The 13,129-nt window shown below is 74.0% G+C and carries 10 protein-coding genes; 8 read left to right on the forward strand and 2 right to left on the reverse strand.

The features are described from left to right. The first annotated feature begins 87 nt into the window (after nt 1-87). The 5 genes from K1T35_RS05885 to K1T35_RS05905 are packed head-to-tail and all read left to right on the forward strand — an operon-like array spanning nt 88 to nt 6,278. Nucleotides 88-1,545 carry an FAD-dependent oxidoreductase gene (locus K1T35_RS05885; RefSeq protein WP_220259155.1) on the forward strand — a complete coding sequence of 486 codons (1,458 nt, stop codon included), beginning with the start codon at nt 88-90 and terminating at the stop codon, nt 1,543-1,545. Continuing rightward, nucleotides 1,542-4,046 (forward strand): nitrite reductase large subunit NirB, encoded by a 2,505-nt coding sequence (nirB, locus tag K1T35_RS05890; RefSeq protein ID WP_304940846.1) that lies wholly within the window; start codon nt 1,542-1,544, stop codon nt 4,044-4,046. Before K1T35_RS05885 ends, nirB begins: the two co-directional genes overlap by 4 nt. Continuing rightward, entirely contained in the window at nt 4,043-4,414 is a 372-nt protein-coding gene (gene nirD, locus K1T35_RS05895; protein WP_220259157.1) for a nitrite reductase small subunit NirD, read from the forward strand. Before nirB ends, nirD begins: the two co-directional genes overlap by 4 nt. A gap of 8 nt (nt 4,415-4,422) precedes the next feature. After that, on the forward strand, nt 4,423-5,601 hold the full coding sequence (locus K1T35_RS05900; protein ID WP_220259158.1) for a uroporphyrinogen-III synthase: 1,179 nt from the start codon (nt 4,423-4,425) through the stop codon (nt 5,599-5,601). After that, nucleotides 5,598-6,278 (forward strand): sirohydrochlorin chelatase, encoded by a 681-nt coding sequence (locus K1T35_RS05905; RefSeq protein ID WP_255621619.1) that lies wholly within the window; start codon nt 5,598-5,600, stop codon nt 6,276-6,278. Before K1T35_RS05900 ends, K1T35_RS05905 begins: the two co-directional genes overlap by 4 nt. Nucleotides 6,279-6,284: 6 nt before the next feature. Here the strand turns inward: K1T35_RS05905 and K1T35_RS05910 are convergent, their stop codons facing one another. Continuing rightward, on the reverse strand, nt 6,285-6,557 hold the full coding sequence (locus tag K1T35_RS05910) for an MGMT family protein (RefSeq protein ID WP_220259159.1): 273 nt from the start codon (nt 6,555-6,557) through the stop codon (nt 6,285-6,287). 223 nt (nt 6,558-6,780) lie between these two features. Between K1T35_RS05910 and K1T35_RS05915 the strand changes: the two genes are divergently transcribed. Then, nucleotides 6,781-7,839: an IS110 family transposase gene (locus K1T35_RS05915; protein WP_220259160.1), complete on the forward strand. Its 1,059-nt coding sequence runs from the start codon at nt 6,781-6,783 to the stop codon at nt 7,837-7,839. A gap of 704 nt (nt 7,840-8,543) precedes the next feature. Here K1T35_RS05915 and K1T35_RS05920 read toward each other — a convergent pair. Further along, nucleotides 8,544-8,687 (reverse strand): hypothetical protein, encoded by a 144-nt coding sequence (locus K1T35_RS05920; RefSeq protein ID WP_220259161.1) that lies wholly within the window; start codon nt 8,685-8,687, stop codon nt 8,544-8,546. A 122-nt stretch (nt 8,688-8,809) separates the two neighbouring features. On the opposite strand from K1T35_RS05920, the gene K1T35_RS05925 reads away from it, so the two are divergent. Both K1T35_RS05925 and K1T35_RS05930 read left to right on the forward strand, forming a co-directional pair. Beyond that, complete coding sequence (locus tag K1T35_RS05925) at nt 8,810-12,121, forward strand: ATP-dependent helicase (protein ID WP_370645314.1); 3,312 nt, start codon at nt 8,810-8,812, stop codon at nt 12,119-12,121. 144 nt (nt 12,122-12,265) lie between these two features. After that, entirely contained in the window at nt 12,266-13,108 is an 843-nt protein-coding gene (locus K1T35_RS05930) for a family 16 glycosylhydrolase (protein WP_220259162.1), read from the forward strand. Nucleotides 13,109-13,129 lie beyond the last annotated feature (21 nt).

Below are 13,129 nucleotides of genomic sequence, written 5' to 3' on the forward strand. Positions count from 1 at the left end.
TGTCGGCCTGGCGATGTGCGAGCGGCGTTACCTCTCCGTCACGAACCGCCCCACGCGTGTAACTCCGGCTACCTACCGTCGATCGGCGTGAGCAGACGGGTTGTGGTGATCGGACACGGGATGGTCGGTGCCCGGTTCGCCGAGGAGGTGCGGCGCCGGGACCCCAACGGGAGGCTCGTGCGCCTGACCGTCGTCGGCGCGGAGCCTCGGCCCGCCTACAACCGGGTGCTGCTGTCCACTGTGCTGGGCGGAGGGCTGTCGGCGCAGGCGGTGCAGCTGCACCCGCCGGGCTGGGCCGCGCGGCACCGGGTGGACCTGCGCACCGGGGTCACGGTGAAGTCGATCGATCGCGCGGAGCGGGTGGTGCACTGCTCGGACGGTGCGGTGGAGCGCTACGACGAGCTGGTGCTGGCCACCGGCAGCCGGGCGTGGCTGCCGCCGCTCGAAGGGCTCGCCGACAAGAACGTCGCCACCTTCCGCGACCTGGACGACTGCGAGCGGATCCTGAAGCTGGCCCGTCCCGGGGCGCGGTTCGCCGTGCTCGGCGGTGGGCTGCTCGGCTGCGAGGCCGCCCGTGGGCTGGCCGGGAGGGGTGTGCGGGTGACGCTCGTGCACCCGATGTCACACCTGATGGAACGCCAGCTCGACAAGGGTGCGGGCGAGGTGCTGGCCGCGGCTATGACGCGCCTCGGCATCGACGTCCGGCTCGGCTTCCAGGCGACCGCGTGGGAACCCGAGGTCGGGGTGCGCAGCGCCGACGGCGACCTCCTCGCGGCCGACGCACTGGTCGTCGCGGCAGGCGTGCGGGCCGAAACCGGCCTCGCCGCCGACGCCGGGATCGCGGTCGACCGCGGCGTGCTCGTCGACGACCGCCTCGCCACGTCGGACGGGCGGGTGCACGCCATCGGCGACTGCGCTCAGCACCCGGGCACGCCCGCGGGCCTCGTGCAGCCGGGGTGGGAGCAGGCCGCGGTGCTCGCCGACCTCATCACGGGCACCGATCCGGCCGCCAGCTACGGCGGCACCCGCGCCGTCACCCGGCTCAAGGCGCGCGACGTGGACCTCGCCACGGTCGGCGACCCCGCGGTGCTGGCCGAGTCCGGCGCCGAGGTGCTGCGCTTCGCCGACCCTTCGGGTGGCCGGTACGCCACCCTCGCGCTGCGCGGCGACCGCGTGGTCGGCGGCGCCATGATCGGGCTGCCGGAGGCGGCCGCCTCCATGATCCAGTACTACGACACGGGACAGCCTGCGCCCACCGACCGGCTGGGGCTGCTGTTCGGCCGCGCACTTCCCGGAGCGCCCGAGACGTCCGACCCGGGCCGGCTGCCCGCGTCCGCGGTCGTCTGCCGCTGCAACACCGTCACGAAGGGCGCGCTCGTCGCCGCGTGGCGGGACGGCCACACCGACGTCGCAGCCATGAGCCGCGCCACCCGCGCCGGCACCGGCTGCGGCAGCTGCGGTGACGCCGTGCGCGGCATCTGCGCATGGCTCGCCGAGAGCGACCCCCCGACGCTGACCCCCGTCCCCGAGGAGGGAGCCGCGTGAAGGAACTCGTCGTAGTCGGTAACGGCATGGTCGGGCACCGACTGGTGCAGGCCATGCGCGACCGCGATACCGCAGGCGCATGGCGGATCACGGTGCTGGGGCAGGAGACCCGCCCGGCCTACGACCGTGTCGCCCTCTCGTCGTACGTCGACGGCAAGACCGCCGAGGAGCTGACTCTCCCCGAGGTGGCAGACCCGCTGGTGCGGCTGCACCTGGGCGACGCCGCGGTGAAGCTCGACCGGGACGCCCGCGTGGTGCACACCGAGTCCGGGCGCGAGCTGCCCTACGACGCGCTCGTGCTCGCCACCGGGTCGGTGCCGTTCGTGCCTCCGGTTCCGGGACGCGATCTCCCCGGCTGCTTCGTCTACCGCACCCTCGACGACCTCGACGCGATCATGGCGGCCGCCGAGCGCGCGGTTGCCGGACCGGGACCGGGCCGACGCTCGGCCGTGGTGGTCGGTGGTGGGCTGCTCGGGCTGGAGGCCGCGCGGGCCCTGCGGCTGCTCGGCCTGTCCCCGCAGGTCGTCGAGATCGCGCCGAGACTCATGCCGGTGCAGGTCGACGAGGGCGGCGGCGCGGTGCTGCGGCGGCTCGTCGAGACCGAGGACCTGCAGGTGCGCTGCGGGGTCTCCGTCAACGGGATCAGCGAGGACCGCGGCCGACTGATCGCGTCGCTTTCCGACGGTATCGAGCTGGACGCGGACCTCGTCGTCTTCTCCGCCGGCATCCGCCCCGCCGATGGGCTTGCCCGCGAGGCCGGGCTGCCGGTCGGGGAGCGCGGCGGTGTGCTCGTCAACACATCGTGCCGCACGCCCGACCCGCACATCTGGGCCGTCGGCGAGGTGGCCGCGCTGGAGGGCCGCACCTACGGTCTGGTCGCTCCCGGGTACGCGATGGCCGAGGTGGTGGCCGACCGGCTGCTCGGCGGCGAGGCCACGATGACGCCCGCCGAGCTGGACATGTCGACGCAGCTGAAGATGCTCGGCGTCGACGTCGCGAGCTTCGGTGACGCACTGGCCCGCACGGCGGGCGCACTGGAGGTCATCGTCAACGACCCGGTCGCGGGCACCTACGCCAAGCTCGTCGTGAGCGACGACGCGAAGACGCTGCTCGGCGGCGTGCTCGTCGGCGACGCCTCCAAGTACGCGACGCTGCGGCCCCTCGTCGGGTCGCCGCTGCCGGCCGATCCGGTCGCGATGATCGCGCCGGGCGGGGTGGAGCTCGGTGCCGATGCCCTCCCCGATTCCGCGCAGGTCTGCTCCTGCAACGCGGTCACGAAGGGCGCGATCTGTTCCGCGATCGCGGACGGCGCGCACGACGTGCCGGGCATCAAGGCGTGTACCCGGGCCGGGACCAGCTGCGGATCCTGCGTGCCGATGCTGAAGAAGCTGCTGGAGCAGTCGGGCGTCGAGGTCTCGAAGGCACTGTGCGAGCACTTCTCGGTGTCCCGCGCCGAACTGTTCGAGATCGTGGCGAGCACCGGGGTACGCACGTTCTCCGAGATCATCGCCCGGCACGGCACCGGCCGCGGCTGCGACATCTGCAAGCCGGCGGTGGCCTCGATCCTCGCCTCGCTCGGCACGGGGCACGTGCTGTCCGGCGAGCAGGCCGCGTTGCAGGACACCAACGACCACTTCCTGGCCAACCTGCAGCGCAACGGTACGTACTCGGTCGTCCCGCGCATCCCGGGCGGCGAGATCACCCCGGAGGGGTTGATCGTGATCGGCCAGGTGGCCCGGGACTTCGGGCTCTACACGAAGATCACCGGTGGCCAGCGGATCGACATGTTCGGCGCCCGCGTCGAGCAACTGCCGGCGATCTGGCGACGCCTCGTCGACGCCGGCTTCGAGTCCGGCCACGCGTACGGCAAGGCGCTGCGCACCGTGAAGTCCTGCGTGGGCACCACGTGGTGCCGCTACGGCCAGCAGGACTCGGTGGGCCTCGCCGTCGCCCTCGAGCTGCGCTACCGCGGCCTGCGCTCACCCCACAAGGTCAAGGCCGGGGTGTCGGGCTGCGCGCGCGAGTGCGCGGAGGCCCGGTCCAAGGACTTCGGGGTGATCGCCACCGAGACCGGCTGGAACCTCTACGTCGGCGGCAACGGCGGCTTCACGCCGCGCCACGCCGAGCTGATCGCCTCCGACGTCGACACCGACACCCTGATCGCGCTGATCGACCGGTTCCTCATGTTCTACATCCGTACCGCCGACCGGCTGCAGCGCACCGCGTCGTGGGTGGAGGCGATGGACGGCGGGCTCGACCACCTGCGCGCCGTGATCGTCGACGACTCGCTCGGTATCTGCGCCGACCTCGAGGCTGCGATGGAGAAGCACGTCGCGGGGTACGCCGACGAGTGGCGTGGGGTGCTGGATGACCCGGAGAAACTGGAGCGGTTCGTGTCGTTCGTGAACGCTCCGGAGACGCCGGATCCGACGATCTCGTTCGTGAGCGAGCGGGGCCAGCCGGTCCCCGTCACGCTCGGACTTCCGGGGGTGCGTGCATGACCGCCGAAACGATTGACCCAGCAATGGTCGACGTCCGCTGGGAGACAGTCTGTCTACTGGAACGGTTGTTCCCCGAGCGCGGGGCCGCCGCACTGCTCGCGGCCGGTGGCGAGCCCGTGCAGGTCGCGCTGTTCCGCATGGCCGATGACACGGTCTACGCGATCGGCAACGTCGACCCGTTCTCCGGGGCGGCGGTGCTCTCCCGCGGGATCGTCGGCGACCGCGGTGGCGTGCCCATCGTGGCCTCCCCCGTGTTCAAGCAGGCGTTCAGCCTGATCACCGGGCAGTGCCTGGACGACCCGGACGTCCGGGTGCCGGTGTACCCGGTGCGGGTCGCCGACGGTTGGCTGCAGGTCGGGCTACCGTGACCGCTGCCATGACCACCCCAGCCACCACCGCCGCCGCGGTGCCGCCGCTGGCCGGGTTCACCGTCGGCGTCACCGCGGCCCGCAGGGCCGAGGAGCTCGGCACGATGCTGGAGCGGCGCGGTGCCGTCGTGCAGCAGGGTGCCGCGCTGCGGATCGTCCCCGTCGCCGACGACACCGAGCTCGCCGACGCCACGCGCGGGCTCATCGCCCGCCCGCCCGATGTCACCGTCGCCACCACCGGGATCGGGTTCCGCGGGTGGGTCGAGGCCGCCGACGGCTGGGGCATCGCCGAGGACCTGCTCGACGCGCTCGGCTCCGGCAAGCTGCTGGCGCGGGGCCCGAAGGCCCGCGGCGCGATCCGGGCGTCCGGGCTCGTCGACGCGTGGTCGCCGCCGTCCGAATCGTCCGCCGAGGTGCTCGACCACCTCCTCGACATGGGGGTCGACGGCCTCCGCATCGCCGTGCAGCTGCACGGCGAGCCCCTGCCCGACGTGGTCGACGCGCTGACGATGGCCGGTGCCGAGGTGGTCGAGGTGCCGGTGTACCGCTGGCTGCCGCCCGCCGACCTCGGCCCGCTCGACCGGCTGATCGACACCGTCCTCTGCGGCGGGATCGACGTGCTCGCCTTCACCAGCGCGCCCGCCGCGGCGAGCCTGCTGGCCCGAGCCGACGAGCGCGGCGTCCGCGGCCCGCTGCTGGACGCGCTGCGGGGACCGGTGCTCGCGCTGTGCGTCGGCCCGGTCACCGCGGCCCCGCTCGAAGCCGTGGACGTCCCGACCGTGCAGCCGAACCGCTCCCGGCTGGGCGCGATGGTGCGGCAGCTGGAGGCCGAGCTGCCGGCACGGGCTCGCAGACTGCCGGTCGCGGGGCACGTGCTGGAGCTTCGCGGGCACGCCGTGCTCGTCGACGGTGAGCTGCGCACGGTTCCACCGGCCGGGATGGCACTGCTGCGGGCGCTGGCCCGCCGTGCCGGCCGGGTCATCTCGCGCGCCGAGCTGTTGAAGGCCCTGCCAGGGGGCAGCGGTGACGAGCACGCGGTCGAGACCGCGATGGCCCGGCTGCGCAGTGCGCTCGGGCGGCCGAAGCTCGTGCAGACCGTCGTCAAGCGCGGCTACCGGCTGGCCCTCGACCCCGGCGCTGGTCCGGGCTCCGTGGGTGGCCACTGCGTGCACGGGTCGGTGCGGTGAACCTGCTGCTGATCGCGCACGGCACGCGGGACCCGGCGGGAGCTGTGGTCACCGAGCGGGTGGCCGAGCGTGCCCGCCTGCGCTTCGGCGTGCCGGTGCACGCCTGCTACGCCGACGTCCGCGGGCCCACCCCGGCCGACGTGCTCGGCGAGATCGACGGCCCGACCGTCGCAGTGCCCGCGTTCCTCGCGGCCGGCTACCACGTCCGTGCGGACGTGCCCGAGCAGCTGCGGGCCACCGGCCGTTCCGACGTCGTGCTCGCGGAGGCGTTCGGCCCCGACCCCGTGCTCGTCGCGGCCGCGGCAGATCGCCTCACCGAGGCAGGCGCCCGGCCCGACGACGCGGTGGTGCTCGCGGTCGCCGCGTCGAGCGACCCGCATGCGCAGGCCGACGGGGCCCGCGCAGCTCGGCGGCTCGGACGGCTGCTCGGCAGGCCCGTCACGCTGGCGCCCATCGTGCTGGGTGACCAGCCGGGCGTGGCCGAGGTCGTGGCGAGGCTGCGCGCCGACGGCGCGAACCGGGTGGCCGTGGCGTCGTGGCTGCTCGCGCCGGGCCTGTTCCAGCGCAACCTGGATCGCTGCGGCGCCGACGTGGTGGGTGCCCCGCTGTCCGACCACGAGGCGGTCCTGGACGTGCTGGCGTCCCGCTACGGACCGGCCGCCCAACTGGCCGCCTGAGGCGCCTCACCGCCGTTTGGGGAGGCGGCCGTCCACCATCAGGATCCCCTCCGCCCGCAGGCGGGCGCTCTGTTCCTCTGCGATGTGCGGGGCGCAGGTGCCGTCGGCGCGCAGGACCCGGTGCCATGGCAGGTCGTCGCCGTCCTCGGAGAGGATCCGGCCCACCAGCCGGGCCGAGCGCAGGCCGACGCGCTCGGCGATCTCGCCGTAGCTCGCGGTCTCACCCGGCGGGATCGCCCGTACCGCCTCCCGCACCCGCTCCACGGTCTCCTCGTCCACGTGGTCAGCCTGCCATCTCAGCCGCCAATGGCCCGCCTCTCCGCCGGGCCTTCGGTGGCGCCGCGCATCGTGCGGGGCTGCTCCTCACGCCTCAAGGGCGCCTCCGGCGTCGCTTCGCGATCGCTTCGCGACCCTTGATGCGATGAAGGAGCGGGGCCTCCGCTCCTCGTGATCCCCGGTTCATGCTCGGGGTTGCTCACACCATCGATTCGAGGAGGCCCCTGTGAGCGCATCGTACGAGGGCACGCAGGTCGTGGGAATCGACCTGCACCGGCGCCGGTCGGTGTTGGTGCGGATGACCGAGACCGGGGAGCGGTTGGAGACGGTGCGGATCTCCAACGACCCGCAGTATCTGCGGCAGGTGATGGCCCGGGCTGGGGAGGCCCCGGAGGTGGTGTTGGAGGCGGCGTATGGCTGGTATTGGGCCGCGGACACGCTGGCCGAGCTGGGCGCGCATGTGCATTTGGCGCACCCGCTGGGGGTGAAGATGTTCTCCTACCGGCGGGTGAAGAACGACGAGCTCGACGCCGGCGATTTGGCGGATCTGCTGCGGATGGGTCGGCTGCCCGAGGCGTGGATCGCCCCGCCGGCCACCCGGGAGTTGCGCGGCTGGGTGCGGCTTCGGGCCAAGCTGGTCGGGCTGCGCTCCAGCCTGAAATGTCAGGTGCATGCGGTGCTGGCCGGGGCCGGGGTGCAGGTGGGGATGAGTGATCTGTTCAGCCCGGGCGGGCAGCACCTGCTGACCGGCACTGGGTTGTCGGCCGAATCACGGGTTCGGATCGACTCCGCGCTGCGGCTGATCGAGCACTTGGACGTGGAGATCGAGGCGTTCACCAAGCTGATCGGCGGTCGGTTGCGCAAGCATCCCGGCTATCGGGCGATCCAACAGATCCCCGGGGTCGGGCCCATCCTGGCCGCGGTGTTCGTGGCCGAGATCGGCGACATCACCCGGTTCCCCGGGCCGGCCCAGTTGGCCAGTTGGGCCGGGCTGACCCCGAAACACCACGAGTCCGACACCACGGTGCACCGCGGCCGGATCACCAAGCAGGGTTCGCGGCTGGTGCGCTGGGCCGCGGTAGAGGCGGTGCAACGGGTCGGCCCGCACACCCGTCCCGGCGTGGTTCGGGACCGGGTCGCCGCCCGCCGGGGCCGCAACATCGGTGTGGTTGCCGGCGCTCGCGAGCTGGTCGAGCTGGTCTTCTACGGCCTGCGTGATGGGCGCATCCGTCGGCTCACCCCGGCCGCCCCGGCCACCCCGGCCACCCCGGCCACCCCGGCGTGAGTCGACCATCGATCGTGGTGGGCGCGGGTCGTGCAGGTCATGACCCCCATCCCAGGCGAGAGTCACGGTCCTGGGGATCACGGCGTGGTCGCCCCTTTGATTGACCTCGCCCACCGCGAACCGTCGTAGCACTCCATGCCTGATGGCGAAGGGATGACCGACAGCCCCCCACGTGGGCCTGTCCACCGCCGGGGCACCGGCACTGGAGCATGCACCCGACCCCTGATTCACTCGAACCCCTGGAGCCGCGAGATCACCCCGTTCTCCGCCCGTGAACAGCGTGCGCCGGCCGGCGTCGAGGTCAAGGACCTGCGGCCGCTGCGCGGTCGGCCCTGCGGGCCGATCCTTGACCCCGACGCCTCATCCCGGCGCGCCCACACACAGGCGCAGAGACCAAGAAGAAAGATCAGGAGCCACAAACCGGGGGTTGACCGGCCCCGCTCCTTCAGGGATGACCCGTGAGCCTCTGCGACCCCTCCGGGCAAACCACGCGGGCAGGCCCAAGGGCCTGCCCGGATTGCGCGCGGCGCCACCGGAGGCGGTCCGACGGGCATGATCAAGGCGTTGGCGCGAAACCGGCCACATACGGCCGGCCACGCACCCAACCGATGATCATGGGCGCCAGCCTGCCCGCCGCGAACACGAAGATCACCAGATGGGTGCCCCCACGGCCATATGTGGCCGGCCAGGCACCGATCCGATGATCACGCCGACGATGCGGCCGCCGGGCCCTCAAGATCGGCGGTCCGGTGCACCCACAGCTGCCTGACCCGCAGCCAGCGCACCGAACCGGCGATCTTGCGCCGGGCGAGGCCGACAACGGCGGCGACGGCAGGCCTGATCGCCACGAAAACGCCGGTGCACCCCGACCCGGCCCACGCCACCCATCGACCGGTCGCGTCGGCGGAGAAGGGGTGCGTGAGTGGTGGGTCGTGGCTGTCGTGTCGGGGCGGCGTGGTTGCATCGGCCCGTGCTCCGTTCCGACGCCCGCCCCGACAGCTCCGCGCTGGCGCCAGGGCTCGTGCGCAGGCAGCGCGCGGCGCCGAGCGAGCCGGAATGGGACGTCGCGGCCCGGCGGGTGCTGGAGCACCGGAGCGGGCCGCTGCGGGTGGTCGGGGGGCCGGGCACGGGCAAGACCACGGTCCTGCTGGCCGCCGTGGCCGGGCGCATCAGGGCGGGGGACGACCCGGAGCGCACCCTCGTGCTGGTCGGCAGCAGGCGGGCGGCTGCGGAGCTGCGCGAGCGGATCGTCGACCTGGCTCACGACCCGAACGGCGAGCGCACCACCCGCGAGCCGCTGGTGCGCACCGTGCACTCCTACGCGTTCGGGGTGCTGCGGCTGCACGCCGCGCGCAACGGCGACCCGCCGCCGCGGCTGCTCGCCAGCGCGGAGCAGGACGCCGTGGTCCGCGACCTGCTCGGCGGTGAGCTGGCCGGGCCGGAGGGCGGCGGCGTGCCCGACTCGGGCTGGGGCGAGCGGCTGCGTCCCGCGCTCGGGCTGCCCGGGTTCGCCGCCGAGCTGCGCGAGCTGCTGCTGCGCGCGGCGGAGCGCGGGCTCGGGCCCGGCGAACTGGCCGAGCTGGGTCGACGCCACGACGTGCCGGAGTGGGTGGCGTCGGGGCGGTTCTTCCGCACGTACGAGCACGTCATCCTGTTGCGCGGTGCCGCGGGCCGGGGGGCGCCGCAGGCCACCGCACCGGCGCTGGACGCCGCCGAGCTCGTGGCCGCGGCTCTCGACGCGCTCGCCGCCGACCGGGACCTGCTCGCGGCCGAGCGCGAGCGGGTGCGGCACCTCGTCGTCGACGACGCGCAGGACCTCGACCCGCAGCAGATGGAGCTCGTCGGGGTGCTCGGCGCCACGGCGCAGACCGTTCTGCTCGCGGGCGACCCCGACCAGGCGGTCCTGAACTTCAGGGGGGCCGACCCCGAGGGGCTGCGGGCCGTGGAGGCGCCCACGGTCGTGCTGCCCGTCGACCACAGGGGCGCGCCCGCGGTCCGCGAGGCCGTCGGCCGCCTCGCCGCCCGGCTGCCCGGCACCGGCCCCGGCCGGGAGCGCGTTGCGCCGCCCGGTGAGCCGGAGATCGCCGGCGACGTGCAGGTGAAGGTGTTCGGCTCCGCGGCGCAGGAGGCCGGTTGGATCGCCGACCAGCTGCGGCGCGCCCACCTCGAGCGGGGCGTGCCGTGGTCGCGGATGGCGGTGCTGGCCCGCTCCACCCGCCGCACGCTGCCCACGCTCCGGCGGGCCCTGCTGGCCGCGGGCGTGCCCATCGCGGCCCCGCCCGACGAGCTGCCGCTCGCCCGGCAGCCCGCTGTCGTCCCGCTGCTGCTCGTGCTGCGCTGCGCCACAAGGCCCGACGAGATCGATGCCGACGCCGCGAACGCGCTGCTGACGTCGCCACTGGGATCGGCCGATCCGATGCGCATGCGGCGGCTGCGCCGCGGGCTGCTGCGGCTGCACGCAGGCACCCGCGCGGCCGGTCAGCCGGAGGACGCCGAGCGGGCGGGCAGCGACCCGCTGCTGGTCGAGGTGCTGCGGGCGGCAGCGCTCGGCCGTCCCGACCCACTCGTCGCGCTGCCCCCGAACGAGACGGCGCCGCTGCGGCGGGTGAGCACGCTGCTCGCCATCGCCGGCGACGCCGCCCGCGACGGTGAGAGCGCGGAGGAGGTGCTCTGGCGGGTGTGGCAGGCCAGCGGGCTCGGGCCACGGCTGCGCGACGGGAGCGGGCGCGGTGGCCCGGTCGGCGCCGCTGCCGACCGGGACCTCGACGCCGTGCTCGCGCTGTTCGACGCGGCTGCCCGCTACGCCGACCGGCTGCCCGGCGCTGCCGTCGCGAGCTTCATCGAGTACCTCGCCGACCAGCAGCTGCCCGGCGACTCGCTCGCGCCGCGCGCCCCGCGGGGCGATGCCGTCTCGCTGCTCACGGCGCACGCGGCGCGGGGGCGCGAGTGGGACGTCGTGGCGGTGCCCGCCGTGCAGGAGGGCAGCTGGCCGGACCTGCGACTGCGCGGAAGCCTGCTGGGCAACGAGCGGCTCGTCGACCTCGTCGCGGGGGTGTCGGAGCCCACGGTGTCGCGGGTGGCGCCGCTGCTCGCGGAGGAGCGGCGCCTGTTCTACGTGGCGTGCTCCCGGGCACGGCACACCCTGCTGGTGAGCGCCGTGCAGGGCGAGGACGAGCAACCGTCCCGGTTCCTCGACGAGCTCGACCCCGTGCCCGCCACCAGCGCCGACCGCCCGGTCCACCGGCCGGGCCGCTCGCTCGTGCTCGCCGAGCTGGTCGGGGAGCTGCGGCGGGCGGTGTGCGGTCCCGCTGACGACCCGGCGGCCGAGGAGAGCAGACGGCGAGCCGCGGCGCAGCTGGCGCGGCTGGCCGAGGCCGGCGTGCCGGGCGCCCACCCCGACGACTGGTACGGGCTCGCTCCCGTCTCCACCGACACGCCGCTGCGGGAGCCGGGCGAGGTCGTGCCGGTCTCGCCGTCGGACGTGGAGAAGATCGTCCGCTGCCCGCTGCGCTGGGTGCTGGAGCGTCACGGCGGCGTCGAGGTGGGCGCGCTGGCGGCCGTCACCGGCTCGCTGGTGCACGCCCTGGTGCAGGCCAGCGCCGCGGGTGCCGACCAGTCGGAGCTGGAGGGGGCGCTGCGCTCCGCGTGGTCACGGCTCGACGCAGGCGCGCCGTGGTATGGCCGCCGCGAGCTGGAACGGGTGCGGGGCATGCTGGCCGCGTTCGAGGGCTGGGTGCGCAGCAGCCGGGCCGACGGGCTGCGGCTGGTGGCGGTCGAGCAGCCCGTGCAACTGGACCTGGCGGGTGACGAACCGGGCGACCTGGCGGAGCGCGCAGGCCGCTCCGGCGGCCCCTGGCTCCGTGTGCGTGGGCGCGTCGACCGGCTGGAGGTCGACGCCGAGGGCCGACCCGTCGTGATCGACGTCAAGACCGGGAAGACCGCGATCAGCGCCCGTGCGGCGGCCGAGCACCCGCAGCTGGCCGTCTACCAGCTCGCGGCGGCACTCGGAGCGTTCGGCACGCTCCTGGAACCCGGCGCGAAGCCCGGTGGCGCCCGGCTGGTGTACGTGGCCGACCAGAAGTCGGGCGGCCAGGCGAAGGAGCCGGCACAGCCCCCGCTCGACGACGCCGAGCTGGCTGCGTGGGAGAAGGTCGTGCGGCAGTGCGCGGAGGACACCTCCGACGCCCAGTTCATCGCAAGGGTCGGACCAGACTGCGACCGGTGCCCGGTGCGCACCAGCTGCCCGTTGAGCGCGTCGGGGCGGCCGGTCACGGATGCGTGACGCTGTGCGCGGCCGTTCGCCGGATCGGGTGAGCCCGTCCCCGAGAGGACGTTCTGCCCGACTCTGAGTACGCGGTACCGTGATCCCCGTACACCGGCGCTCCCCAAGCAGCTCCCCACCGGTGTGCAGGTCGAGGAGGCGGAGATGTCCCGGAGTCCGGGGCGGCTGCGATCGCTGCTGGTCTGCGCCGCGCTGTTGCTGTCCGCGGGCTGCGCGGGGGCGGCCGGTTCGACGGCCGAGCCGGACCTCTTGCAGGCGTTGCCCGCGCCGTCAGCCCCACCTACTGCGGTGCCCAACCCGCTGTCCGGCGTGAGCAACACCGGCCGCGACGCCTCGGGTGTCAGCTGGAGGCCGGTCTCGAGCTTCGACTTCGACGGGTCGCTCGACCCCAACGTCTGGAACCGCTACAACAGCGTCGGCGGCTTCGGCAACGGGTTCCGCAGGCCCTCCGCGATCACCGTCGAGAACGGCATGCTGCGGATCACCGCTCGCGGCAACGTGTCCGGCGGTATGGGGCACGAGGTCGACCAGCTGTACGGCCGTTGGGAGTTCCGGGCCCGCACCGAGAAGGGGCGCGGCCGCGGCGCGGCCGTCCTGCTCTGGCCCAAGACCGAGAACAAGGACGACGGCGAGCTGGACATGATGGAGGTGCCGAGGGAGGACCGCAACGAGGCCCACTTCGTGATCCACTTCTCGCCCCAGAACAAGCAGGCGGGCAGCAAGGTCAGCGGCGATTTCAGCCAGTGGCACACGTTCGCCATGGACTGGCTGCCCAACCGGATCACCTGGTACGTCGACGGCGTCAAGCAGTTCGAGACCGTCGACAAGAACGTGATCCCCAAGGTGCCGATGCACATGACGATCCAGCTCGACATGGGCCCCTTCGAGGAGTGGATCCCGGCCCCGGACGCCACCACGCCCGCCGAGGTCAGCCTGTGGGTCGACTGGGTGAAGATCTTCGCCGCGCCACGGGAGGCGCGGCGCTGATCCGCACGCGGATCGGGTAGG

Source organism: Pseudonocardia sp. DSM 110487 (genome assembly GCF_019468565.1).
In the GTDB taxonomy this organism is placed as follows: domain Bacteria; phylum Actinomycetota; class Actinomycetes; order Mycobacteriales; family Pseudonocardiaceae; genus Pseudonocardia.